Consider the following 24,074-nt stretch of genomic DNA (forward strand, 5'->3'; position numbering starts at 1 on the left):
TTTTTAATGAATTAGATAAACATCTTTTGAAGGAAACCCTTCTTCGTCTCCTTCAAGGCTTCAACTTCTTTTTCTTTCAACTCGATTACCTCGTCCAGTTGTCTGAAGAACCCACCGATTTTGATTTGTTCTTCTCTATTCTCCGGCAACCAAATTGAAACCTTTTTGATAATTGCACCAGAAAGATTGCCCTGACCACCCTGTAAATAAGAGTTAACTATAGATTTTTTACTTTTCTTTAAATATTGATACAAAAATTGAATGTCATATTCTTCTTTAGGTTTAATAGCTAAAATAGCTTGGTTTATAGCTCCATCTATCCTCGAAATACCTACTTCTCCACTAGTAGCACCATACATGGCATATAATATTGTCCCTTTTTGTACCAACTTTGCTGATGAGTTATTCAATCCTTTTTCGGTAAGGAAAAGTTCGGTTGTGGAAGAGTTTATTTCTGCTGAACGAATAAAAGGAATTGTCCCGTTGTAATATTGTTTATTACCTGCTGAAGGTGTTCCTCCAGAATATGAATCGCTAATAGTCCCTAGAGACACTTCTCTCCATGATTCCATAAAATTTTTGAAACGCACTTCAGGAACAATCTCTCCATCTTTTGGAAACATCTTCTGCAAGAAACCTTGTTTGGTTTGTTTAAGAGCATCGAGTTCTTGCTGATGAAGAGCAATTAAATTATCAAATAAGTTAAAAAAAACACCTATTTTTCTTTGCTCATCTATCGATGGGATAGAAATAATCCATTTTTTAACTTCACTAAGAGGTACAAGATTAGTGATTGCCGATCCAGGATTACCAGAAGTAAGTCGATGCTGCATTTTTTCAGAACGCATCCAATGCAAAAAATAGTCAGGATTTACTTTCTCAGAATCTATTCTGATTCTGATTAAAGCTTGATTTATTATTCCTTTACTCGCATTTCTTGGAACTCTTGAAATTTTCCCTATAGTTCCTGCTCCACTTAAAAGAAAATCTCCTTCTTTTACTAAAAAAGATTTCATTTCTTCATACTTTTTAAAAGAGATTTTATATCTAAAATCAAATCTATCGTAAATCGCATTTCTTTGTTCATATACGACATAATCACTTTCTTTAACAAAAATGTCTTTTTTTAAAGCTCCTCCGAATGGACCTCTACGTATACCATCATTTTCATTTAGAATTTCTTCAAACATGTATTCATTTAGTTTTTGATTTGCTTCTAAAAATATCAAACGAGAACTTTTATTCCCCATTTTTAAACACCTCTAATGCTCCTTTAATCCATTCTTCTTCTCTTTCATCATGTTGAAGTGATGAAATCATCTCAAATAAATTTGCTTCTAACTCTGTTTTCTTTTCACGAACTATCTTCAGTTCTTGACCGATTGACACCAGATCAATTTGTTCTTCCTTTTCAAAAGTGTCAACATATCTCGGGATATTGAGATTAAAGTCATTTTCCTTGATTTCTTCGAAACTTGCGACATAAGCGTATTTTTCTACAGTCTCACGTTTTTTATACATATCAATGATTCGATCAATATGTTCGGTCGAAAGTTTATTTTGATTCTTTCCTTTTATAAAATCTTTACTCGCATCAATGAATAGAACATCCCGTGTCTCGCGATTCTTCTTCAATATAACAACTGTTGTCGGGATAGAGGTTCCAAAGAACATGTTTCCTGGCAACCCAATGACTGCATCGATGCTACCATCTTCTAATAATTTTTTACGAATGACACCCTCTGCTGCTCCACGGAACAGAATACCGTGTGGCAAGACAATCGCCATCGTTCCGGTATCTTTTAAATGATAATAACCGTGTAGCAAGAATGAGAAATCGGCTTTCGTTTTTGGTGCTAGTTTTCCGTAGCGATTAAACCGAGAGTCATCCAAGAATGTTGCGTCTGCTGACCAGTGTGCTGAGTATGGAGGGTTCATCAACACAGCATCGAATGTATAGGGTTCATCTGTTGGCCAGTCTTTATTTAATGTATCCCCGTTACGAAGACGCATATCTTCACTTTTCACACCGTGTAAGATCAAGTTCATTTTCGCTAAATTAAATGTTGTGGTATTCAACTCTTGTCCGTGATATTTAACCGTCTCTGGATAGTTTAAATAATTCCGTACGTTCAACATCAAAGAACCCGATCCCATCGTTGGATCAAAGACACTGAATAACTTTTTATCTTCATGATTGATCGTGACGATGCGCGCCATCATGTCTGAAACTTCATGCGGCGTATAAAACTCCCCTGCTTTTTTTCCCGCTTCTGAGGCAAATTGACTGATTAAGTATTCATACGCATCTCCAATCACATCTCTGCTTTGTCCCAATAACTCGACATGATTTAATTTCTTTAATACTTCGGTAATCGTGATATTTCGTTGTTGATCGTCGGACCCGAGCTTTTTCGACTGCAGGTCGACATCATCAAATAAGCCATTGAATTGAATATACTTCGTCGAAAGATCATTAAACGCTTTCGCTAAATCATTCAACTGGAACGTATTTTGTTGTGCTTGATCCGCTAAGACATTGAATAGGTAAGCCGGTGCAATTTCATAACCGAGCATATCGACAAGTGTTTCTACTAAATCATCTTTGATCTCCTCGTCAGAGAGCAGTTCTATATATAACAATGTTTGTTTTGCTTGCGTATCATAATCCTCAAAAGACTTATCTGCTAACGTAACCACTCTTTCTAAAACTCTGTCTGATAAGTATTTATAAAAAATCAATCCGAGTAAGTAGTTTTTGTATTCTGAAGCATCCATTTTGCTACGCAAACTATCCGCTGCGCTAAATAGTTGTTGGTTTAATACTGACATCTATTTTCTCTCCATTTCGTAAACACAAAGTATAAGTTCTTTATTCTATTCCATTATAGTTTACTTTTGACCTGATTTATAAAAAAACGAGTCTTTTCCCAACTATTTGTGCATATAGTAATGACTTTATTGAGTTGTATATACAACGACCGTTATGTATACAAGTTTGTTCAAAGGATATCATTATATATTTTTTCTAGCATCCCACTTATGTTTGAAGTATCTAATCTGTCTGTAAACTCATCTTTTTATCAACGTATACTTAGTTTTTCTTTTAAACAAAAAATAGACAGGCAAAAGAAGTATACATTTCGATGTCGAAAAATGTATACTTCTTAGTTTTTAAGCATTTTTTTAAGAACACTCATATTATATTATTTAAAAGGAACTAAAAAACTTCTATTAACACTAATTGATAAGCATTCACCTGATGTTCGTTGGTTTTTAGTAAACAATATAAATAGCCGTAAAAACATACCTCATCCTCGTATGATTGGATCGCCGAGTCGATCAGATTTACATTGATGATCCTCTGGATTATCGAGGAATCGAAGCAACTCTTTCTCCCCATTTACACAATCCAACAGATAGATAAACACGGTGATATCTTCACTCGTGTAGCGGAATACCCTCTGATTAACGGCGAAGCTCTCAACGAGTGGGTAAACAACGATCACCTGCTCGCTCGCGTACTTCTTCGCATAAGCAAACATCTGATACATATCTGCCTGTGAGATCCCTAAATTTTTGATATTTGGATTAAGAACCTTCCATTTCATATCGATAATCCGCGTTTTTTTCACATTATCGATAGGACATATATAATTCATCACGACATCCGGAACAAGTCTAAACGATCCACGATCAAAAAGAGACTTTACGGGATTCTTAAGAGAAACCTCCCATCGTGTTCCAGAATGACGTTCAATTAAGTTCCCGACATAACTCTCAAATAATTGATTCATCGAAAAGAGAAGCGACTGAGCTCGAGTATTTCCTACCATGTTAGAAATATTTAAGTCATTTAACAAAAGGCGTGACCACTCTAAACTCGTTGTATACTGTCGATTTTTTCGATTTTCAAGTATATTCTTGAATTCTTGATCAATTGTATGACTCTCTTCAACATGATCAAAATACTGTAAAAGACGTCGTGCTTCTCGACGATTCCTCGGATCCGATGCGACCATCATTGCCTTCATTAATGCTTTCTTGAGGATCCGGTTTTCTGGGCAATCGATACTATAATCATCAAACGCAACAAAAAATCGTTCTTTATGGACATGGTTAATAGTAAGCTGTCGTGCAAAGTTCATTTTCCCTTTGTAAAATCGCACGTTTTCTTCTTTTTTGCGATAATCAGATTTCAGTCCTCGCTTGACTATATGAGATACTTCGCGAAGAAAAAGACTGATATAGATGTCAAACATCGGCATTTTTGAGCTTCCCAGTTCCGTTGCATCAAACGATTTACTCGGGAATTCACGGAACGTTTTTAGCATTTTTAACATCACGATACGGGCATCGACGTTCGATGTATGAATTTTCGGAAGGATTTGGAGTTGTCTACCGCTTGGCATTTGAAGAACACCAACATAGTTCTTGGCTCGAATCACTTTACCGATACCTTTTCTCGAAGATAGACTTAAGAAATCTAAACCATCCCGTCCTTCTTGCGATAGTTCAAGCATGACATGCTCTAGTTCTTTAAACGTCTTTTTGTCGATATTTCGACCAAATCCTGAACAGAATATGGCCTCATATTCCATTACTTCGATGACATCATGCGTTTGCATATTGTTTTCCATAGATTGCTTTGTATGTCTCTGGATTCTTAAGGACTGTATGATTGACCTGATAGCTTACCTCTAAGTCTCTTACATCAATTGAGGAATCAAACAAGTCAAACGCTGGAACTTCTTGGATAAGAAGCGGATAGGTCTTATCATTTCCAAAAATAGCGTTTATTTTCCCGAAATCATCAAAGAAGTATTCTTGAAGAAGTGGAATGATCGATTTTAAAAAGACTTGCTGCAACGCATCGATCTTGTCGGTCGATGACAGGGACATAAAGTAGGCATGGCCGATCATGTGATCTCGATCGTAAAGCGCAGCAATACGGCGATTCATAATATCGAGGACAGATTTTAAATGTACCCCTTCAATAGAGATGCCTTGGAGCAATTGCGGATCAGGGGACATTTCGACAAACTGAAACCTTCTTCGTAGTGCTGTATCCATCAACGCGATGGACCGATCTGCAGTATTCATCGTTCCAATAATATAGATGTTATTCGGAACTCCGAACTCTTTTTTCGAATAGGGTAGTTTTACAAGTGTTTCTTCCATCTCCCCCATACGTTTTGACGGTTCGATTAGCGTGATCAGCTCTCCTAAAATTTTCGAAATATTACCGCGGTTGATTTCATCAACAATGAATACATAGGGTTTCTCGTTCTGATGACTTACATCTGGAATGCTATATTCTCCTTCAAGCATACGCTCTACTTGGGACACCGATAAACGATCTAAAGGATAAACAGTTTTTTGAGTCAACTTCTTTCGCATATTCATTTCATGGATATCTAGTTCGATATTCTGAGCTAGCCAATTCACCTTTCGGCTACGTTGGTATCGATCTTCATCTTCTAGCCATTCGACTTCACCTTCGATGATACCAATCCCATCAATATGTCGTTCATCTTTCAACGATAGAACGATATCACCAGTTTTCATGGTGTCGTAGAAGTATGTCAAAATACTGCGCTCCGAAGGATTCATAGTAGACGTACTATTGAATGGGTCTTCGCCAAAATGATCCCAACCAATTCGCATGACCCCTTTGTCAAAACAAGCCTTCTTGAGAGGACGATCCCCTGATCCGCCTAAAGAAACTTTCCAGATACGCGCTTCCCCATCAATGGATATATCATATCCACCAAAACGATGATCGGCAGCAGCAAGATCGCAAAATTCTTTAAATACACCAGACTCAATGTTAAATCCGATCTCGTTCGTATCTGTCGCTATAACGGGTTTGATCCCTTCAATAAACTCTTCATATCCATACGATTGATGAAAAGTTGTAAAGGCAATTCGATTCTCATCTCGGTATTTTGCATATCTTTTTTTTACTTCTATGTAGTCTTCTTGTTTAATATCTGAAATAGCTTTTCCTTCAATAATGGCAACAGCATATAAGACCGTATGATACGTCTTTCCCGTACCTGGGGGGCCTTGAAGGATCATATTCTTAGGATGCACATGTCTTCCTCCTTCAATATGTTTAGTGATCATGGGTGGTTGTTCCATAAGAATCGTTGGTGCAGCTTCTAAAATGGCTTCATAACTTGGTACCATTCGCTGAATTGCCTCGCGTAGTAGTTGAGTCAGATCTTTCTTCTGATTTCCTGTACGGACATCTACATGATGGATAAAGACTAACTCTATATTTTTATTTGGCTCATGTTCCACTTGCTTTTTTAACGCTTCAGGAGACTCGATTCCTGACTCTGATACATAATGGAATCCATCTTCATTAAGATAAGGTATCCTCAAAAGCCGACTATGTCGGATCAAATCTTCATAAGTCGGATAACGTTTTTTCGTTCCTGATCCATAGCGACACTGCAGTACAATACGAACAACAACCTGCTCTTCTTCCCGACTCCATCGAAGGTCTACTTGCAGTCCATGAGGAAGTTCTTCGTATCCTTTCTTTTTAAGGACTCCCCATAATCGTTTTCGTCTATTGATTAATCTATTCCCATCCGCTAATACCAAGTTGCTATTAACCATTAAGTTCTCATAAAAGTGTTTCTCTGCTTCTTGTATAGCGATAGCTTCCTCATTCGATATGTCACCTTCTCCCGCCAGATACTCGAAGAGAACCATATTCACTTCATTACTCATATCCTATTCCTTTCGAGACATTCCTCAATTGTTGTGAGTATGTGTTTCGTCACCTTATCGATAGTGGAATGTTCCTCCATTAGTAAAATCCTTATTATTGAAATGATTTTATCGTATAATGCTTATAAAAGGATTATATAGTTTTTTTTTCCATCTATCTATAAAAAATAAGGTAAGGTTCTCTCATTTAACAGCTTCATTAGGGTCGATAGCTATTTCTAGTTAGCAATTAGTTTTTTTATTTAAATTGATTTGGAGTGATTAGTTTGTCAGTTGGATGGAGCGGTACGATTCTAGATTTTTTACAGATCGATCAACATCAATTTTTAGATATTTTACAGCATTCGATTCCAGATGCTTCAGATAGTCAATTACGCGCTTGGATCGATTCGTACTAATGCCTCGTTGACTTATTTCAAGAAGTACCTGAGTTGAATGCGCAACTCTTATTTGAATACCAGCTATTTCGTGGCGGTGGTCGGCGACCTGATATTGTGCTACTTGTTAACGATCAAGTCCTTGTCATTGAATGTAAAAGTTATCATCAAATTTCGGATGGGGAATGCATCCAGACCTCTCTTTACGTTCGCGACTTGGAACACTATCATTCAGCCATTCAATCTCAGCATGTAACTGTTTCCGGTATATTACTTTTAACGAAGGACAATCGTGATCATGTCCATTTTCATGAATCCTTTAATATATTCATCGCAGCGAAATATGGCTTATTAAAAATCCTAAGGCGGTTAGCAGCTAAACAACAGTCACCTGTCTTAAGTATTCATGATATGTTACAAGGCTACTATTCTCCATCCCCTTCAATGCTTGAAGCAGCTAGTGCAATTATGAAAAACGAACCATTACCTCGGGTTCGAGCAATAGATAGTAGTAATTTTGAAATAATTCATCACTCGCTTCAGCAGATTATTCAACAAGCTAAGGATCATAACGAGCATCACCTTGTTCTCGTCACAGGTGAACCCGGTGCAGGAAAAACGCTTTTGGGATTACTTTTAGCTCACGAGAATGAAAATGCCGTATATCTTTCAGGAAATGGGCCGTTAGTTGATGTTTTACAGCATTCCCTCCAAAACGCGCTTATATAATTATAAGATGGACTATATCAAACACGGTCGTGTTCCGCATGAACATATTATAATCTTTGATGAAGCGCAACGTGCTTGGGATCAAAATCAAGTGAATTCATCTTTTGAACGCTCTTCATATCCAGCACCGAATATGAGTGAACCGGATATTATTATGGAAATCGCGACAACAGATAAAAAGTGGAGTGTAACGATTGGATTAGTCGGGGAGGGGCAGGAAATTTATAAAGGAGAAGAAGGCGGTATTGCATTATGGAATCACGCTTTAGAAAATAAGAACGTCATTATGGTAAGTTTGAAGCGACAACTTTTACCCATTCACCGGACGTACGAACATCAGAAACATTACACCTCGATACGTCATTGCGTACACATGCTGCGCAGACCTACAATCAGTTTATGATTCAGTTTATAGAAGGAGAGATTGAAGCGGCAGCTCGTCTTCTTGAAAACCTTGATTCTTCTCGCTTCCATCTTCGAATAACCCGTCATTTAGAAAAAGCAAAGTATGTAGCGCGTCATCTCTATTCAGATGACTCTAAAACAGTCGGTGTTGTATGCGTAGGTGGAGCGGATCATCAAAAACAAACACCGGTCTTACCTAGAAATGAGCGGTACGAACGTCCTTCTAAAATCGCACAATATTTTACCGTTCCTACGTCTGACTACTACTGCAAAACATTACACTATTCGATAACCGAATTTCAGTCGCAAGGTCTTGAATTAGATTTTGCCATTTTAGAATGGGATAACGATTTTTATCTACAAAATGGGAGATGGACTGGAAAGCATTTTCAACGATCTGTTAAAGATCCGCTTCAAATTAAGCGCAATGCCTATCATGTCAATTTGACGAGAGGGCGAGATGGATTGATTATCTATATTCCAGAAAAACCTGAGTTAGAAGAAACATGGCATACCCTTAAACACGTGTTACATAGTTAAAGAACTGGTATAGCATTAATAAAGGTCATTTTAATGCTTAAGAACACTCACATGATGAAATCAACCACTATTCACGCTTCGCATCAGTGCTGTACTTTTATTAGTTACGTTTTAACCTTCAACTGCAATAAACATATGCGCTTTTTTAATTACTCCACTAATATGATGCTCATTCATTTCATTTAAAAACGATTGTGCCTCTTCAATTGACTCAAATTTAACAGCTAATTCGAGCATACCATCTAAAACTTTTCCTTCAAAAATATCATCTTCTACAACGTACAATCCACAGATTTCATCTGTACTCGTTTGAATCATATAGCAACTATCATACGCTTCTACATCGCGCATATTTTTCAACAAAGCATGTTCCATTTTTTACAACGCCTACTTTCGTTTATCTCATTAATAACTATATCGAAATATAACTATTAAGTTATTATAATTTAGATTCCCAGTGTAACGTTGTAAAAAAATGTACTAGGTGACTATATTTTTGGTATGAAGTAATTCATAAAGGATCTATCAGACAGATGTTCTAACTTCTGATTCATGCACAATCTCTATTCATGAAAAAATTAGTAATATAGTTCTAAACACCTCTCATTTGATTAAATCTTAATAAATTCGTCTGAATCGAAAAGGATTTTCCTTTACATCAATTTTATCTATTAATTCTTGATTATACGTACTACCATCTATCCCACGATGAATGCGAGCATGACAGTTCGGACAAATTGCTGCGACATGTTCAGGATGATCAGGGCCACCATCCGATAATTTATACATATGGTGCACTTCAAGTGATGATCCGGAACTCGCTTCAAATGGTTCGGGTTGTTCACATGCTTCGCATATTCCTGCCGCTCTTTTTCGCGCATATAGCTTAATCGCTTCTGATCGTTTTCTGACCTTTACTTGTTTTATTTGAATCGACTCATCTCCTGTCGATGTATCTTGAAGAGCTAAAGTCTTTAATTCTTCAAGCGAGTTCTCGATCGTCACATTACTCTCCACATAACGTTCTGATTCAAGCAGTTTATGCTTCATACTAGTGGCCGATTCAAAAATAAATTGAATGACTTCACGTGGATTACCGTCACGATCGAGTGCTTGTTTCAATTCATAATCAATTAACGTTAGCTGATCATCAAATCGATATAAACCATTTAGCTCCCGATGAAAAAGTAAAACATCTTTTGAGTTATTGACATGATCGCGTAACGCTTTATTCCCCATCGTAAATGTTTGATCACCTACTTGTCCTTCACCAGTGTACATAAACAACGTCTTGTTTTCATTCCAACCGTCTGAATAGCCATATTGCGTACCGCTTGATCCCGAAAAAATAAATATAATGGATTCTTTTGCTGAAGCACTAATGCCACGTTGTCGGTTTCCACCGAACTGATCATGTATCTCAGCACGTTTATAGTGTTCTCCTGGAATATAATGAATCGATAACATAAACTCTCTCCCTTAGTTTGAATAACCAATGACATGTCTAGATACAACTTCAATCGTTTCCGAGTCAATTGTATCGATATCTAAAGTGTACATTATATTTAATCGTGGATTGAACACTCCTAATTCGGATAATCCAACAAAATAATTTTTAAGTTTTGAACGACATCCCATTAAATAATAGATCAGCAGTTGCAATGTATGTTCGGTAGTAGGACCATTTTTTGAAACTTTCATTTCCCATAGAGCATGCGGAGTTAGATAATCCGCATCCCCATTAGTGATAATATCTGTATAACCACCTTCAAAAATAATTCTTTCTTGACTAACCGGACCATATTCTTCAAAAAAATGCAGGCTTCTCGTTACCATTGTTTTGATATTCTTAATCGTTGCATCATCTGGATTAATCGTTTGGACAGGTACGTACGTATGTTTTCCAGCACGTGCTACGCTCTCATATCCGCATAATCTACACGCATTAAAAATCGATTCTTCATCTAACCCGTGTATCTCCGATCGTAGTTCTGATGCATACTCAAGCTCTTTTACGACCAATGCTCCATTCATAGGAGAAACAAAGGCCTTATCATCACCTTGGCAAAAGCGAGTCAAATAATCTACGACAATGCCAATAAGCGATGGATGGATGTTCTCATTTAAAGACAGCTCAACTCCATCTTCAAAACATTTCTTATTAAGTGTTTTTGGAGGAACATAACCACCTCTTGGTTGCTTAGCAGCGTCAATTTTTTTAATTGCTTGAATACGTTGTGTGACAGATACCATATCATTCACCTCAATTTATAGTAGAAGCATTTCTTATTATTTAGTTTACCTTTTAATCACTAGTACATCGATTATCATGGATAATACTGCCACATTCTTAATCACGGAAAACAAACCCAATGTATTTCAATTAAAACTTTACAATCCAAAATATGATTTTTAAAACAAACAATAACAGTAAATTAAATCCTTATAATTATCTTAAATAGAAAAAAAGAGTAAATATCGATTTCATATTATATACTATTAATAAATAAAAGGAGGTATATTTAAATGCCGAATAAAAACATTGATAATTTAAAAAATTCTACAGACCGTCATGCTGCTAGTCAATGGAGAGATTCTTTAAATTTAAAATCAATGACTACTAGAGAATGGAATAATGCTGCAAACTTAGCATCACAAGGGAAAAATGACTCTGAAATCAGAGCACAAATCTTAAAAAATAGAAAAAAGTAAATTTTAGGAGGTCTTTCTATGGGTTTTTGGTCTACTGTTGCTAGTGGCGCTGTAAAAGTAGGAAAAGCGATGTTAGAAGAGGCTGAGAAATCTAAAGAAATTAGAGATAAACAACTTGCAAGTGCTGAAAGAAGAGCTTCAGGAGTCAACCATGATCGCGATCTAGTAAATCGTTTTCAAAATTCATCTGGAATAGATAAACGTGCATATGCTCTTGAGCTTGAAAAAAGAGGATATTTAGAAAGAGATCATGAAGGAAAGTTGAAAAGAACTAGTAAAAAGCTATAAAAGGCTAACTAATTTTTTTGTATTATAGTACTAAAAAATTAATCACATAAAAAGCGGTGTATCTTCTCTAAAAAAGAATGGATACATCGCTTTTCTATAAGTATTCAATATTATATAAATTTTATTCTATTTTTGCTTTTGTGGCTTGCTGCACTATAAAATAGAAAAGGCTAAGTGAATAATACAATTGATGTTATACTTTACATATCAATTCAGCAAGAGAGGTATACATATGTCATCTAATGAAATGAAAAATAAATCCTTCCGTCTCTCAGAAGAAGTTACTGAAAAAATTGGTGAATTGCTAAAAGGACGTCAGATTACAACCAATCAGCTCTTCGAAGAGTTTATTGTACTTGCTGAACAAAGAGAGATTGATCCGAAACTCAGTGAAGAGGATGCTGTATTAGAATCTTCACTTAAGCAGATCACGCTTCTCTTTCAAGAACGGGCAGCACGTCTTGAAGCGTTCCAACACGAAAATCAACGTATTCAATCTCGTCACTTAGATACAGTTACTAAGTTAGAGTCAGAAGTGCTACAAGCTAAGGAAGATTTAGAAGCAGAGTATATAGAAAAAGTATCTAATCATCAGCAAGAACTTGAAGATATGGCTGCAAAATTAGAACAGACAGAAAATGAATTAGTTCAGATAAGAGAGCAACAAGAAAAATTAGACGTATCTAAAAAAGAAGAAATCACATCACTAAAACGAGAAGTATTTCATTTAGAAGGAAACATTACTAAACTAGAGGAAGAGCGCGATCAATTGTATCGTCAGAATAAAGCATTGACTGATCGAATCGATGAATTGAAAGCACGTACTGAGCGTTCCGATCAGTTAGAAGAAGAAAATCGAAAACTGTCGTTGGCATTGACCATTGCGCAGCGGGATCAAGAATCGTTCGAACGTCGCCTTCACGAACAAGTTGAGCTTGCTGTTTTACGAGAACGTACACAGAAAACTCTCGATAATGAGAATGAATGAGAAGTTAGAAATGACATTATAAAAAGATCGTTCTACTGTGATGTAGAACGGTCTTTTTATCTATTTACGTGCGTAAGTATTGTTCTAACGCTGCTCTTATGATTTGATCCGGTTTCATACCTTGATCTTGCGCTCGCTTTTTTAGCGTTTGGTACAATGGATCATTTTTATCGGAGAAATCTACGTGTACGCGTGCTGGTTTTGGCTGTATAGGAGTTGCATCAATCATGTTTTGTTCTTTACGCTCATTCAGCATTTTTTTCACTTCACGTAATTGCTCACGTGTCATTTCATAGACCGTGAACTCCCCATCGTTCGTCGTATACTTTCGTTCTTCTAGTAAGGCGACTTTTGGATCCTCTGGCCATGTTAATAGTTCAGCTAATTTAGAAGCACTAAAGTCCTGTTGAATCGCCTTGTCTAAGATCGTTGGTCCAAATACATTCCAAAATGAAATAAAGCGATTGACTTGAGGATGAGACATTCCGATTCGATTTAAAAATTCTTTCCAACTTCCTTGTTCCTGCTGAAACGCTTCTTTAGTTTCAGCGTCACGGAATACTTCATTCGCATGTGCTAAAATACGACACTTTTCAACAAAACTTGTCGCTTGAATCGTATCAATATGATTGTAGTACTGAATAATACCTTCCATGTCTTCCGGAAGACGTTTTGATAGCACGCGTGATAAGCCGATAGCTGGAAGCGACTGATACGGATTTGGCATCGCAGGCGCAGCAAACTTCTTCACCGCTTCGACTTGCTCTTCCCGTAACGCTTCTGTTCCCTGTTCTTGAACCGTTGTTTCAGCTACTGTGCTCTGAAAGCTTTTGAATGTTGCTTGTCCTTTTTTACGTCGACTGCTCATAGGGCAAGTACCTCCTCTGCTAACTGTAAGTAAGCATCTGTCGCTGGACTCTTATGGTCAAGGACAGGACGTGCTTCTCGTTGTAAGGATTGGATTTTTACGATGTACGGGATTGTCGTTAGTACGGGAATGCCAACTTCTTCCCCTAACTCCTTTAACTCGTCCACGGTCGTCATATCTCCTTTAGAGCGCGCATTCACCATCGTGGGAATAAATGCTGAGATATGAATATCTTCCTTATATCCGTGTCTCATTTCTTCTAACTCTTCCGGAGCTGTATAGACAGCATCCATTGAGAATTTCTGCATCTGTACCGGCATGACGATCCGGTCCTGCGCAACAAGAGCACAACGCGCATATGGGTTTAAAGCGGACGTTGATCCCGGGCAATCAATTAAACAAATATCAAATAAGTCTTCAAGTCGCGCTAGTTCTTCAATCAAGCGGTATTCGTACCCCATCTGACTCGTCAGTCCGGTAGGAGAAGCAGAGCGACGCGTGGGTACTAAGTGAATCGTTCCTAGTTCATAATCACAGGTAACAATCACTTGTTCAATCGGTGCGTACAACGGATCGTATTCTTCAATCAGACAATCAAGGAGCACTTTTCCATCGTAATCATCGGTTAAGCCTAGTCCGTTTGTCGTCGATGCTTGGTCATCTGCATCAATGACTAGAACGCGCAATCCTTGGCGAGCATATGCGTGGGCTAGATTAATCGTGGTCGTTGATTTTCCGACTCCACCCTTTCGATTATATAAGGCAATTTTTTTCACTGTTCCTTCTCTCCTTCCACGATCTCACTCTGATCTTCAATAATGTTTCGCTGAATTGTCTCTTCGATCATCTTTGAAATGTATTCACTAATGCTGAGTCCTTTAGCACGCGCTAACACATGAATCTGTTCTGATGTTTCTGTAGGAACTCGTGTAGAAAGGACGGTCGATGTCACTTCCGGTTGTTGAAACGATTTGACTTTTACTTTAGGTGTCGTTGATCGAGCAGCACGAATTTCTCGTACTGTCGCACTGTCTAATGACTTCCGTCCTTCTTCTACAGGTAAACCATTTAAAACAACGTCTTCTGGGTCATCGACATACATCAGTTCGAATACTTTGGATGCAGGTAACGTTTGGAGTTGTTCTTCAAATGGTTCTAGAGTGTCAAACGCTTTAACATATCGGGAGGCGAGTGAATTGGACATGTTGACGACTTCTAAAAATGTGCGCCATTCTTGTTGATCATGCATTTCTGATTTAGCAATCGACAAGCGCTTACCAATCTCGAAAACAGAGATCGTTTGAATCTTAGCTAACTCCTTGATCTCGACTGCGAGATTTTCTAAATCGCGGGAAACCGGTAACTTCTGCACGACAGAACTCAGATCAGTCAATCCACTCCGATAAGGATGTTGATCCTGTGGTCTTACTTTATGGATTTGTTTATTCCGCGCTTTCATGTTTCGGACCTCCTGTCATCAAGAGTGCTAGCTCACGAAATGGTCGAGCCAGTTCCATACCTTCTTTCGACTTATACTGTAAAACACTCTTTCCGCTATCTGCTGCCTTCTCGATAAAAGCAGCGCGTCGTACAGAAGGCAGCACATGTAATTGCTCTGTTGCTGCCAATTGTTCCATCGCTTCTGCGTATTCGCGATCCCCTTTTAAACCAAGATCGATTGCGACTGGCATAATACCTGTTAGCTCTAGAGAAGCATTATAATACTTCTTCACTTGTCGAATCGTTCGAACTGTACTTCCTAACTGATCAAAGACGAGCTTTTTCGGCATAAATGGAATGACCACCTCGTCTGCGCACGATAAAACTACTTTCGATAATTCATTGATTGAAGGAACTGAATCAAGAATGATCCAATCAAACTCATGGGCAAGAGGAGATAGTAAGTCTTTTAATAGAAAAATCTTATCTTGTTCAGATATTAAATTGATTAAACGGGCATTTCGTTCATTGGAGGGAAGAAGACTAATGTTGTGTTTTTCATCATCAAATAAGATATCTTCAATCGCTAATCCTTTCGCTTGGACGTCGTACAGCGTCATGTATTGAATCGTGTCCGACTCTTTCAGCATTAACTTACTTAATGATCCCTGCGGATCTAAGTCAACGAGAAGCGTACGATACCCGAGTTCACCAAGGGCATGACCCATATTGAGCGAACAGGTTGTCTTACCGGATCCTCCTTTTGATATGTAAAACGTCATAATATTCATCATCTCTCCCCTTTCTTCATTCATCATGGCACACGAAAATAATAATTTCAATGATTATCAGTACTCAAAGGATGATATGTATAAAATTTTATGTATACATTATTAAATAACCTGTAAACATTTCGACATCGAAATGTTTACAGGTTATTTAAGCTTTTCTACTTAGATGTTTTTGTCTACGTTCTTAAAATGCTTCTTTATACTTTAATTTGATTCTCCATCATAATAAGCCGTGATCTACCAGATTATTATGATTTAACATATTGGAAGAGATTAAAAAGATTAATAAAGAATTAATAAGAATTAGAAAAACAAATTACCGTCTCAAGCCTGTAATACCAACAAAAACAAGACATTTTGTGATTCGGGAAACGAACAGCACAATTTGTAGAAATTCAAAGAGTGTTGTTTTTTGTGAATTCATTAAATGATTTCGTTCAGAATTAGTTGAATAAGCAACTCAACAAGCTGTTTTTTTAACAATAGAATTTGTTTTTTTTCCTAAATAGTATGGCATATTGATATTGTCCTTGGATGGATCAATACAATGAGTAGCATAACGATGAATTCGATCAAAAAGACTTAAAATGGCGCGGTTTTGTTGTCTTTTCACGACTATTTTCAAAAAAAAGCATGACAAATAGACCATCATGCAATGGCCAATTTTTCCGATACGACTCGGAGTCGTTCATTTAGATAGAGAATTGGTGATTCAAAGAAGAGGCGATAGAGTTCTGCATCTTCAAGACGGTCCCCGTATTGGTAGAAATCGTTTCGAATCGAACGAATGACTGCATCACATGCAGCAAATCCGTACGTATCACTTAACGATTGCAGCGAGGTTTGCGGAACTTCCAATGCATCGAAGTCTACGAAGTCACGAGCGACTTCTCGAAGGTTGAACCAACTGATCAACGTACTCGCCCGTTCCGCTTCCCGGATGCGCTTGCTATTAATTTGGTCTTCAAGTTTCACGTGAAACATTAAAGGACGTGTTACGGTATGTATGCGCTTCTTAAGCGAAACGTTCTCTTTGACAGCAGATAAGAAATCTTTCGTATTCTCAACCAAATGTACATTAAAGAACTGCGATAGTTGATTAAGCATCCCTTTTACAGCCAAACGGTGTCCACAGTAACGCGGTAAGAATCCACGTACTTCATCATATGTTAAAGTCGCTTTCTCCTGAGACTGAACATTCACATCTCGCTCTACCTGCACAAGGGCACGTAACGCGACGCGAAGGATATTCACATGCTCAATATCCATCAGTTGGCGCACCATCCCACACCAAAGAGACGTATAACCGGTCTTCGATGTGTACGTACCACTCTCTTCAAAAAGATCACGGTAGTTTTCAAGATAATCTACGAGTTCAATGGTGACAACTCCCGAGAAATGGATCGAGTATCGAATAAGTCCAACTGCTTCAAAAAGGCGTAGGTTATTGTGTAACGATCGAACTGACGTATGCGCATAGTGAGCCAATGCTTCACTTTCCATCAATGAGAGAACACCTTGATCATCGCAATGCGATAAAAGCGTCAACAAATGACGAATACGAGATTTTGTCCACTTCAATGCCAGGAAAGGTCCTGGAATGTTATAGTGATGCTGTTCATATAAGAAACTGTCTTGACGTTTTGTCCAACGTGTTAAGCCGCTCATCGCGATCAGTAATTTATTAGCGACCAATACATGACGATTTTCATGTTGAAATGACATACCTACACCTCCCCTACTCTGAACTATTATTACTAGTATCCTGTTCAGAAAAGGAACTGTCAAAACGCGGTTTCGGTACGGTCAAAAACGACCAATGTGTTAAAAACGTTGATGTGAAGCCATTTTCAAGTAAAAAATAGATGTCAATTCAGTACGGTCAAAAACGACCAGAATCTCTAAAATCCTTATATGATGCGCTTTCTAGAGGTTTTTCTTGAGTAAATTCATACATGTAGCGATGCAATATGTCATTCTGGTACGGTACATAACGACCAAATGATCAAAAGTGTCATTTCAGTACGGGATAAAGCGACTAAAATGTCCAAAAGTGTTGTTTGAGTACGGTATATGACGACCAAATGGATAGGATAGTCGCTTTAAAATAATTTTTAAAAGGTGTTCTAAAGTGCAAGATGGTCATTTTGGTACGGGAATCAACGACCCAAAACATAAAACTGTTGTTTTGGTACGGTGATCGACGACCTAAATCGATGAAGTGTTGTTTCGGTACGGTCAAATCCGACAAAAATGCTGAAATTATAAGAAAAAGTGCTGTTTCAGTACGGTAAATATCGTCTGAATTTGAAAAATGGTCGTTTTCCGACACGATTCGACATGTACGATCAATAGATATTCTTGAGAATAAGACATTCAATAATATGTGAGTTCTTACAAAAAGGAGAAAAATAGAAAAACCAAATAGAACATATGTTCCTATTTTGTATATGTTACTTCATATACGACCATCTATGTTGGTACTACATTACAGATCCTTTGGTATGATCGTTTATATAAATATATGATTGTGATTAGCGAAATATACATGAGCACAGCTGATTGCTTGATGCTGCTTATTTTTGATTATTGTATTGCTATTAAAGCGATCATAAAGCGACCATATTTTTCAGTGGCAACATGACACGATAGCTAATCTCGATTTAATAGGACAAAGACAATGTAGGTTAGGCATATGAGTTAAAACGCTTATTACTTTCATTTAGTTTCAAGGAGAATCATAATTAGTATTCAAAAGAGCGTACGAGATTCATGATCTCATACGCTCTTTTATTTGAATCTATGAAGAATGGAAGAAGACTACTTTCTATTGATCTGCTCGATATTCCTTATAGGAGAAGGGCATTGCGGCGATCATCATGTTCCCAGCGTTCCAAGGGATGGAAGTATAAGAAATAGTAGTCACCGGACCGATGCCAATCTTGAATGATAAAATCAAGTTCTTTGATACGATCCAAGTTAGTTTCAAGCTCTTTCAAGTTTTCTGCTTTTCGACTCTTATTAAATCGAATCGAGTGGGTAAACTGACGCCAATGCCGTTTCGCAGGCATTGCTTCGTTTAACTGATACGAGTTAAGTCGCTCCTTTTGAAGTACAAAGGAGAGATGATAAGCGAATGTTCCTTTTAACCGCTCAATTTGCTCTCCATAGATACTGATGATCTGTTGTTTTAATAAATCATCATAGACTTCCTCTGAGACAGTGACAGTGATTTGTGTGTCCCGCTTAACAGAAGAGGTATTACTAATTTTAACCGAGGAGAAGAGACCAAAGATCGAAAGGTCCCCTTCCTCATTTCTAACAGCTACGCGATAATAACCGAGTTTTACAAGACGTTGGGTTGTGAGGGTATAGCTTTTCCCGCTATCGTTTCCATAAATCTTTTTGACAAGTTTTGAGATTGGGAAGACGATCTTTCGACTCGTTTGAAACGTTACATCGCGATATGACAAAATTTCGTTAAAGGCCTCAAAATCACGAGCATCAAGATCCGGGACTTTACCGTCGAGTTCTGCAAGAAACTCATTACTGACGAGAACGGATAAATTTGCCGGAATACCTTGTTTGTATTTAGGAACGACAGCGGAGAAGTCGTGGAGATCAAGAGATAAGTCCGTCAACATACCTTCTCCTTGATTAAACTTTTCCGTCGTATTTTTCATGCGATCAGCGATTCCAAAGAACGGTACCGTAATCGAGGTAGAAGTGGCAACGTGTGCTTTTGGTTGCGCACGTTTCAATTCCTTCGCAACCTCTCCAATAACCATTAGAATATCGGTCCGCATCGTTGTCGTTTGCTGGTTCTTCGTTTTTTGTCCCCAATGCGGATACGTATGAATTAGCAAGTTATTATTTTCTGCCCATTCCTCAAGTTCCTGTATGTGTTCCTGCATCAATTTTTCAACACTATCAGCTGAGAACTTTCGTTGAAATCCTTCTTTGCCCGCAATGTCCCAATACTCAAGATACATTTTATGAAGTCCTCGTAGTTCTTTCATCGGACCTTTATTCTCTACATAGTTTTTTACGGCTGCCCGTACCCAGCGCCGTTTTAATTTCTTAAAGGAATAATAACGGAGCTTGGTATAAACATCTTCTTCATTTTGAAATTCATAATATTCTTCATAGAGTTGATTGACATAGGCTTCGACATCCATGATATCAATGGAGATTAGTTGTTCGGTCACATCGTTCTCGAGCAATGTCTTTGCTGCTTGAGATACAACAAGTTGTCTATGTTGGACGGATGAGGTAGAGTCCATAATGCACGCCCCCTTAATTCGATATAGCTAGCATAGCATGTCTGAAGAAGAGTGGGGAAATTAGATAAAAAGTGTGCGCCGGCGCACACTTTATGAAAAAAGACATCGGTTTAGATCTATCTTACAATATTTAAACTTTAGAGCGTTTGGCCGTTATCAATCACGAAGACTTGTCCCGTTATGGACGATTGTGTCAACTGGAATAGAATAGCCTCCGCGATGTCCTCCGGTGTGGAGATTTTCTGAAAGGGAAGATTACCTGCTAAACCATCCATCCGTCCCTCAGTCCCAGCCCACCAACGCGTGGTGACCGTTCCCGGAGAGATACAATTAACGCGAATGTCAGATGCGAGTGAGATAGCAAGTGAGCGTGTCATCGTATGAATGGCTGACTTAGTGGCTGCATAAAGAATAGAAGAACCGATCCCGTTCACTCCGGCTACGCTCCCTAGGTTGACGATTGCACCTGCGGATTGTCTTTTCATGTGGTGGTACGACCGTCTTCACACAGTGGAACATACCTTTTACATTAACAGTAAAGAGAGAATCCCATACCTCTCCGGTCACTTCATCCAGTTCATTCATGGGGATCTGAGACGTGATGCTTGCGTTGTTCACCAAAAAATCAATCTTTCCAAACACCATGAGGGTATGGGTGACCATATCCTGAACTTCGTGTTCTATTGAGACATCTGCTCGATAAGGAATTGCCACATCACCATCGTTCATAATTTTTTTTAAGACCTCTAATGCCCCTTCTTCAGACTGACTGTAATTGACGATAGCATTTACTCCTTCGGCGGCTAAACGGAGCGCTGTTGCACGCCCTATACCGGATCCAGCTCCTGTCACTATAGCTACTTTATCTTTCAAATTCATTGACAATCTTCCTCTCATCCTATGTGATTGATATCATTATGCTTCTATTCGAGACGAGAGTATAATTCTTGATAATGAACGGGATATCACTACGAGTGATGTCAGAAAGAAATGATGCTATTGGATACCCAGGATTTATTGATTTTCAAGCATGTAGCAGATATACATTCGATTTCGAAAGCAGCTGAGAAGTTGGGTTATGTTCAATCGAACGTCAGTCAGCGGATAAAGCTTCTTGAAGACGAGCTAGGTGCTCGTTTACTGATTCGGAGTAATCGTGGAGTGAAATTGACAGAAGAAGGGACTACGCTGTACCAATATGCTGAGGACATCCTAAAGTTGATGCAGGATGCGAAATCCGCAATCAATAAAAATAAATGGAGAGAATACTTGGTCATCGCTGCAACACAGACTATATCGGAGGCGTTGCTTCTAAAACTCTTTTTGCTCTTCATGAAAGAGAACGATGACATTGGTATGTCGATGAAGACATAAGACAAGCAACGATTGCTGGAAATGCTCTTCTATAGTGAAATAGATGGCGTGTTTGTCAACGGATTATTCGACGAAAAACGCTTTGAGTCCGTACATAGTTTAACTGAAGATATAGTAGTCTTATCACCTCAGGACTTCAAGTTTGAAGAAGATGGATGCCCGACGCTCATCGTCAATAGTGACACTACGTGTATGTACAGAAACAAAACATTTGAAGTCGCGAAGGACAAGGGATATACAGGTTCTAGAATAATGGAGTTCGATACACTCGAGTCTATTCTAAATGCTGTAGAGTCAGGAATGGGCATGAGTGTCGTACCGAAGCGGATTTTAGATAATCGAAAAACGATGCAGGGAATCATCCAATCTGATTTATCTATGCCTGTACGAATAGAATTTATAGTTAGCCTGAAAAAGAAACGTAGCAAGAGTCTGCAGAAGTTCATTCGCTTTATAAAATCATTATCTTTAAACGTATAAGATTAATGTATGATCATGTAAAATAGAGGGCAATTTGAATTTGAAATTTAAAACTAAGTATGAAAAAGATAAGTATTCCGCAAAAGTGAAAGGGAAATAACAAAGGGTATGCGCCAGTGCATACCCTTTGTTATTTCACGTACCATATTCAACATTAAAAATTGATTCGTCATGAGGAATAGCTGAAGTTTAATTTAACTTCCAAAAATAAAACGACTAGTTATCAATGTGTCATTTATTCTTGAGTTGACTGAAGTGAAGAGGTTAAAGATCATCATCGCGATGTCCATAAAATATGACGAGAAGAGTTTAAGGACGGTACATAATAATCAAAAACCTCGAATGGATAAAGATGTTTCACGTGAAACAAGATAACGTGCACTCTAGAATACAGTTTTTAATGAGATGATTTGATCGTTTGAAGAACAAAGTGGATTGATGGAAGATGGATGGAATGTTCTCCCATGTGCTATTCGAGACACAAATTGCGAGCCTTTTGGGATTACCATAAGTCATGTAATAAAAAAGTGTGCGCCGGCGCACACTTTTTAGAATGAATAAGACAACCAATTGATCGAAACAAAGCGGTAGAAATTTGACCCAAAAACTCTTCAATAGAGAAGGTATGCTTGATATCTTCTACGGTTTTATTCATCGTATATCAGTTTTAATTTGTTTAAATAAAATAAAGTTGAATTTGAATAAAAGAGGAATTTATGCAGTTCAAAGTACGAAAGAGATTTAATACTGACATCAGTTCCAATCACATGCATTTCCATCGTTATCGCGGTCTAAATCATGGGGATCAACTGCAGGACCTCCGGCAGCTATATAAAAATCTTGAGCGGCTTGGGCGCTGGAAAAATCACCACAGTCGCGATCTGCTCCAGAAGGATCGTATTCAAGATCAGTTGCTACTTCTGTATCTGCTTCATCTACGTAATCCTCATCAGATATACTCTCATCTTCAGCTATCATTCGCTACTTGCTAAAGAGGCTTCAAGTTCGTCAATTTTCTCTTTTGCAGCAATATGCTTCGTCTCTTCTTCTTTGAGCTTACTCTCTAAAGCAGCACGTTTGTCTGCTTCTTCCTTGTAGCTTTCAACGGTTTGCAAACGTAACTCTTTTTCTCGTGCTAACTCTTCTTTCAATTTTTTCGTTTCTTGTTGCTGCTCTTTTAGTTTAAGTTGCGTGTCCTTTAAAGATGTTTTTAACTCCCTTGACTCTATCTTTAATGATTCCAACATCTTTGTTTCCTTGGTAGAAGACCCGGCTTCTATTTTTTGAGGCTCATTTATTCTGTCTACCATATAGATAGAAATTGCAAAAGCAATGAATACGCCTAACCAAACGACAAAGGTTGGGTACTTCACTTGATTTCGAAGCCTTGGTTTAAAGTAAAAGTATAGACCAACTGCTGAGATCAACAAGCCAATGAGACTCCAAAAGGTGATAGTGAAGAGTAAAAGATAGACAAAAGCAATTACGACGAGAAATAATACTTTTCGGATGTTCATAAATTCAGTTCCTTCAATAATATTATGTATTCTGTATGTCTATTGTACATACTTACAAGAAATAATAGGTTTAGTAATTTATACTTCTTTTCTGACAAAGTGCCTGCAACGCTCAAATACTAATTTTAATAAAATACAGGCATTTTCTACTCAAAAATTGTCAATATTTTTAATTGAAGGAATGAACTTACACCGTACGGAATCGAAATAAAAAATGCTAAATTATTCGACGCTTACGCTAAAAAAGCTTTTATTTCACTGAAGACAATTAATTGTTGATAGTACGCCTAATTTAAAAAGAAATAAGAACATTAAATGAGATTGAGATACTTATAATTTTTAAGGCAAACAATTTATGCATATGAATTGAAATGGCGCTGTAATTAACGATTAAATGGGTCGTTAAATTAATTATGTAGAACAAGTTAGTTATACGACATCATTAACATCAATGATTCAATCCCCCAAGTCACTACAGCATATAAATAAATAAATATAGTTTATTTATGAAGAAATCATAAAAGGTAAGCATGCTAAA

24 protein-coding genes and 1 pseudogene are annotated in these 24,074 nt (G+C 37.7%); 9 read left to right on the forward strand and 16 right to left on the reverse strand.

What is annotated here, in order from left to right:
* Nucleotides 1-11: 11 nt before the first annotated feature.
* The 4 genes from Q9R23_RS08725 to Q9R23_RS08740 form a co-directional block, all read right to left on the reverse strand.
* The gene (locus Q9R23_RS08725) at nucleotides 12-1,250 is read right to left on the reverse strand and encodes a restriction endonuclease subunit S (RefSeq protein ID WP_311246873.1); all 1,239 of its coding nucleotides are present in this window, start codon (nucleotides 1,248-1,250) and stop codon (nucleotides 12-14) included.
* On the reverse strand, nucleotides 1,240-2,832 hold the full coding sequence (locus tag Q9R23_RS08730) for a type I restriction-modification system subunit M (RefSeq protein WP_311246874.1): 1,593 nt from the start codon (nucleotides 2,830-2,832) through the stop codon (nucleotides 1,240-1,242). Before Q9R23_RS08730 ends, Q9R23_RS08725 begins: the two co-directional genes overlap by 11 nt.
* Before the next feature lie 479 nt (nucleotides 2,833-3,311).
* Nucleotides 3,312-4,628, reverse strand: a complete 1,317-nt coding sequence (locus tag Q9R23_RS08735) for an McrC family protein (RefSeq protein WP_311246875.1) — start codon at nucleotides 4,626-4,628, stop codon at nucleotides 3,312-3,314.
* Nucleotides 4,615-6,744, reverse strand: coding sequence for an AAA family ATPase (locus tag Q9R23_RS08740; protein WP_311246876.1), 2,130 nt, complete (start codon nucleotides 6,742-6,744; stop codon nucleotides 4,615-4,617). The genes Q9R23_RS08735 and Q9R23_RS08740 overlap by 14 nt, the downstream gene beginning before the upstream one ends.
* Nucleotides 6,745-7,010: 266 nt before the next feature.
* Here Q9R23_RS08740 and Q9R23_RS08745 point away from each other — a divergent pair, with 266 nt between their 5' ends.
* Genes Q9R23_RS08745 through Q9R23_RS08760 form a run of 4 tightly spaced genes read left to right on the forward strand, consistent with a single transcriptional unit; the run spans nucleotide 7,011 to nucleotide 8,795 of the window.
* The gene (locus Q9R23_RS08745; RefSeq protein ID WP_311246877.1) at nucleotides 7,011-7,142 is read left to right on the forward strand and encodes a hypothetical protein; all 132 of its coding nucleotides are present in this window, start codon (nucleotides 7,011-7,013) and stop codon (nucleotides 7,140-7,142) included.
* Nucleotides 7,143-7,175: 33 nt separating this feature from the next.
* Nucleotides 7,176-7,850 (forward strand): DNA/RNA helicase domain-containing protein, encoded by a 675-nt coding sequence (locus Q9R23_RS08750; protein ID WP_311246878.1) that lies wholly within the window; start codon nucleotides 7,176-7,178, stop codon nucleotides 7,848-7,850.
* Entirely contained in the window at nucleotides 7,813-8,253 is a 441-nt protein-coding gene (locus tag Q9R23_RS08755) for a DNA/RNA helicase domain-containing protein (RefSeq protein ID WP_311246879.1), read from the forward strand. The genes Q9R23_RS08750 and Q9R23_RS08755 overlap by 38 nt, the downstream gene beginning before the upstream one ends.
* Nucleotides 8,214-8,795: a DNA/RNA helicase domain-containing protein gene (locus tag Q9R23_RS08760; protein ID WP_311246880.1), complete on the forward strand. Its 582-nt coding sequence runs from the start codon at nucleotides 8,214-8,216 to the stop codon at nucleotides 8,793-8,795. The genes Q9R23_RS08755 and Q9R23_RS08760 overlap by 40 nt, the downstream gene beginning before the upstream one ends.
* A 111-nt stretch (nucleotides 8,796-8,906) precedes the next feature.
* Here Q9R23_RS08760 and Q9R23_RS08765 read toward each other — a convergent pair whose 3' ends face one another.
* From Q9R23_RS08765 to Q9R23_RS08775, 3 genes are all read right to left on the reverse strand, one after another.
* The gene (locus tag Q9R23_RS08765) at nucleotides 8,907-9,170 is read right to left on the reverse strand and encodes a hypothetical protein (RefSeq protein ID WP_311246881.1); all 264 of its coding nucleotides are present in this window, start codon (nucleotides 9,168-9,170) and stop codon (nucleotides 8,907-8,909) included.
* Nucleotides 9,171-9,413: 243 nt separating this feature from the next.
* Nucleotides 9,414-10,262, reverse strand: coding sequence for an HNH endonuclease (locus tag Q9R23_RS08770; RefSeq protein WP_311246882.1), 849 nt, complete (start codon nucleotides 10,260-10,262; stop codon nucleotides 9,414-9,416).
* A gap of 12 nt (nucleotides 10,263-10,274) precedes the next feature.
* Nucleotides 10,275-11,048: a hypothetical protein gene (locus tag Q9R23_RS08775; protein ID WP_311246883.1), complete on the reverse strand. Its 774-nt coding sequence runs from the start codon at nucleotides 11,046-11,048 to the stop codon at nucleotides 10,275-10,277.
* 273 nt (nucleotides 11,049-11,321) lie between these two features.
* On the opposite strand from Q9R23_RS08775, the gene Q9R23_RS08780 reads away from it, so the two are divergent.
* The 3 genes from Q9R23_RS08780 (at nucleotide 11,322) to Q9R23_RS08790 (ending at nucleotide 12,783) form a co-directional block, all read left to right on the forward strand.
* Complete coding sequence (locus Q9R23_RS08780; protein ID WP_311246884.1) at nucleotides 11,322-11,507, forward strand: hypothetical protein; 186 nt, start codon at nucleotides 11,322-11,324, stop codon at nucleotides 11,505-11,507.
* Nucleotides 11,508-11,525: 18 nt separating this feature from the next.
* Nucleotides 11,526-11,795, forward strand: a complete 270-nt coding sequence (locus Q9R23_RS08785; protein WP_311246885.1) for a hypothetical protein — start codon at nucleotides 11,526-11,528, stop codon at nucleotides 11,793-11,795.
* 232 nt (nucleotides 11,796-12,027) lie between these two features.
* Entirely contained in the window at nucleotides 12,028-12,783 is a 756-nt protein-coding gene (locus Q9R23_RS08790; RefSeq protein ID WP_311246886.1) for a coiled-coil domain-containing protein, read from the forward strand.
* 64 nt (nucleotides 12,784-12,847) lie between these two features.
* Here Q9R23_RS08790 and Q9R23_RS08795 read toward each other — a convergent pair whose 3' ends face one another.
* From Q9R23_RS08795 to Q9R23_RS08825, 7 genes and pseudogenes are all read right to left on the reverse strand, one after another.
* Nucleotides 12,848-13,651: a hypothetical protein gene (locus Q9R23_RS08795; protein ID WP_311246887.1), complete on the reverse strand. Its 804-nt coding sequence runs from the start codon at nucleotides 13,649-13,651 to the stop codon at nucleotides 12,848-12,850.
* On the reverse strand, nucleotides 13,648-14,427 hold the full coding sequence (locus Q9R23_RS08800) for a ParA family protein (RefSeq protein WP_215148774.1): 780 nt from the start codon (nucleotides 14,425-14,427) through the stop codon (nucleotides 13,648-13,650). The genes Q9R23_RS08795 and Q9R23_RS08800 overlap by 4 nt, the downstream gene beginning before the upstream one ends.
* Nucleotides 14,424-15,110 carry a DUF3102 domain-containing protein gene (locus tag Q9R23_RS08805; protein ID WP_029343472.1) on the reverse strand — a complete coding sequence of 229 codons (687 nt, stop codon included), beginning with the start codon at nucleotides 15,108-15,110 and terminating at the stop codon, nucleotides 14,424-14,426. Before Q9R23_RS08805 ends, Q9R23_RS08800 begins: the two co-directional genes overlap by 4 nt.
* Nucleotides 15,094-15,882: a ParA family protein gene (locus Q9R23_RS08810; protein ID WP_311246888.1), complete on the reverse strand. Its 789-nt coding sequence runs from the start codon at nucleotides 15,880-15,882 to the stop codon at nucleotides 15,094-15,096. The genes Q9R23_RS08805 and Q9R23_RS08810 overlap by 17 nt, the downstream gene beginning before the upstream one ends.
* Before the next feature lie 648 nt (nucleotides 15,883-16,530).
* Complete coding sequence (locus Q9R23_RS08815) at nucleotides 16,531-17,607, reverse strand: hypothetical protein (RefSeq protein WP_311246889.1); 1,077 nt, start codon at nucleotides 17,605-17,607, stop codon at nucleotides 16,531-16,533.
* Between the two features lie 1,124 nt (nucleotides 17,608-18,731).
* Nucleotides 18,732-20,165 (reverse strand): hypothetical protein, encoded by a 1,434-nt coding sequence (locus tag Q9R23_RS08820; RefSeq protein ID WP_311246890.1) that lies wholly within the window; start codon nucleotides 20,163-20,165, stop codon nucleotides 18,732-18,734.
* A 137-nt stretch (nucleotides 20,166-20,302) separates the two neighbouring features.
* Nucleotides 20,303-21,044, reverse strand: a pseudogene (locus tag Q9R23_RS08825) (SDR family NAD(P)-dependent oxidoreductase).
* 114 nt (nucleotides 21,045-21,158) lie between these two features.
* Here Q9R23_RS08825 and Q9R23_RS08830 point away from each other — a divergent pair.
* Nucleotides 21,159-21,539, forward strand: coding sequence for a LysR family transcriptional regulator (locus Q9R23_RS08830; protein WP_311246891.1), 381 nt, complete (start codon nucleotides 21,159-21,161; stop codon nucleotides 21,537-21,539).
* 12 nt (nucleotides 21,540-21,551) lie between these two features.
* Nucleotides 21,552-22,019, forward strand: a complete 468-nt coding sequence (locus tag Q9R23_RS15915; protein ID WP_396136365.1) for a LysR substrate-binding domain-containing protein — start codon at nucleotides 21,552-21,554, stop codon at nucleotides 22,017-22,019.
* Nucleotides 22,020-22,772: 753 nt separating this feature from the next.
* Here Q9R23_RS15915 and Q9R23_RS08835 read toward each other — a convergent pair.
* Together Q9R23_RS08835 and Q9R23_RS08840 are read right to left on the reverse strand one after the other, a co-directional pair.
* Entirely contained in the window at nucleotides 22,773-22,997 is a 225-nt protein-coding gene (locus tag Q9R23_RS08835; protein ID WP_311246892.1) for an excalibur calcium-binding domain-containing protein, read from the reverse strand.
* Nucleotides 22,994-23,536 carry a hypothetical protein gene (locus Q9R23_RS08840; protein ID WP_311246893.1) on the reverse strand — a complete coding sequence of 181 codons (543 nt, stop codon included), beginning with the start codon at nucleotides 23,534-23,536 and terminating at the stop codon, nucleotides 22,994-22,996. The genes Q9R23_RS08835 and Q9R23_RS08840 overlap by 4 nt, the downstream gene beginning before the upstream one ends.
* Nucleotides 23,537-24,074: the final 538 nt, after the last annotated feature.

Origin of the sequence: Exiguobacterium sp. BRG2, assembly GCF_031844245.1 — a bacterium.
Taxonomy (GTDB): domain Bacteria; phylum Bacillota; class Bacilli; order Exiguobacteriales; family Exiguobacteriaceae; genus Exiguobacterium_A.

What these genes read in the sequence shown, in the direction of transcription:
- Q9R23_RS08725 (WP_311246873.1), bottom strand. Translation starts at nt 1,250, where the DNA reads ATGGGGAATAAAAGTTCTCGTTTGATATTTTTAGAAGCAAATCAAAAA.
- Q9R23_RS08730 (WP_311246874.1), bottom strand. Translation starts at nt 2,832, where the DNA reads ATGTCAGTATTAAACCAACAACTATTTAGCGCAGCGGATAGTTTGCGT.
- Q9R23_RS08735 (WP_311246875.1), bottom strand. Translation starts at nt 4,628, where the DNA reads ATGCAAACGCATGATGTCATCGAAGTAATGGAATATGAGGCCATATTC.
- Q9R23_RS08740 (WP_311246876.1), bottom strand. Translation starts at nt 6,744, where the DNA reads ATGAGTAATGAAGTGAATATGGTTCTCTTCGAGTATCTGGCGGGAGAA.
- Q9R23_RS08755 (WP_311246879.1), top strand. Translation starts at nt 7,813, where the DNA reads ATGTTTTACAGCATTCCCTCCAAAACGCGCTTATATAATTATAAGATG.
- Q9R23_RS08765 (WP_311246881.1), bottom strand. Translation starts at nt 9,170, where the DNA reads ATGGAACATGCTTTGTTGAAAAATATGCGCGATGTAGAAGCGTATGAT.
- Q9R23_RS08770 (WP_311246882.1), bottom strand. Translation starts at nt 10,262, where the DNA reads ATGTTATCGATTCATTATATTCCAGGAGAACACTATAAACGTGCTGAG.
- Q9R23_RS08775 (WP_311246883.1), bottom strand. Translation starts at nt 11,048, where the DNA reads ATGGTATCTGTCACACAACGTATTCAAGCAATTAAAAAAATTGACGCT.
- Q9R23_RS08780 (WP_311246884.1), top strand. Translation starts at nt 11,322, where the DNA reads ATGCCGAATAAAAACATTGATAATTTAAAAAATTCTACAGACCGTCAT.
- Q9R23_RS08785 (WP_311246885.1), top strand. Translation starts at nt 11,526, where the DNA reads ATGGGTTTTTGGTCTACTGTTGCTAGTGGCGCTGTAAAAGTAGGAAAA.
- Q9R23_RS08790 (WP_311246886.1), top strand. Translation starts at nt 12,028, where the DNA reads ATGTCATCTAATGAAATGAAAAATAAATCCTTCCGTCTCTCAGAAGAA.
- Q9R23_RS08795 (WP_311246887.1), bottom strand. Translation starts at nt 13,651, where the DNA reads ATGAGCAGTCGACGTAAAAAAGGACAAGCAACATTCAAAAGCTTTCAG.
- Q9R23_RS08805 (WP_029343472.1), bottom strand. Translation starts at nt 15,110, where the DNA reads ATGAAAGCGCGGAATAAACAAATCCATAAAGTAAGACCACAGGATCAA.
- Q9R23_RS08810 (WP_311246888.1), bottom strand. Translation starts at nt 15,882, where the DNA reads ATGAATATTATGACGTTTTACATATCAAAAGGAGGATCCGGTAAGACA.
- Q9R23_RS08815 (WP_311246889.1), bottom strand. Translation starts at nt 17,607, where the DNA reads ATGTCATTTCAACATGAAAATCGTCATGTATTGGTCGCTAATAAATTA.
- Q9R23_RS08820 (WP_311246890.1), bottom strand. Translation starts at nt 20,165, where the DNA reads ATGGACTCTACCTCATCCGTCCAACATAGACAACTTGTTGTATCTCAA.
- Q9R23_RS08830 (WP_311246891.1), top strand. Translation starts at nt 21,159, where the DNA reads ATGCTATTGGATACCCAGGATTTATTGATTTTCAAGCATGTAGCAGAT.
- Q9R23_RS08835 (WP_311246892.1), bottom strand. Translation starts at nt 22,997, where the DNA reads ATGATAGCTGAAGATGAGAGTATATCTGATGAGGATTACGTAGATGAA.
- Q9R23_RS08840 (WP_311246893.1), bottom strand. Translation starts at nt 23,536, where the DNA reads ATGAACATCCGAAAAGTATTATTTCTCGTCGTAATTGCTTTTGTCTAT.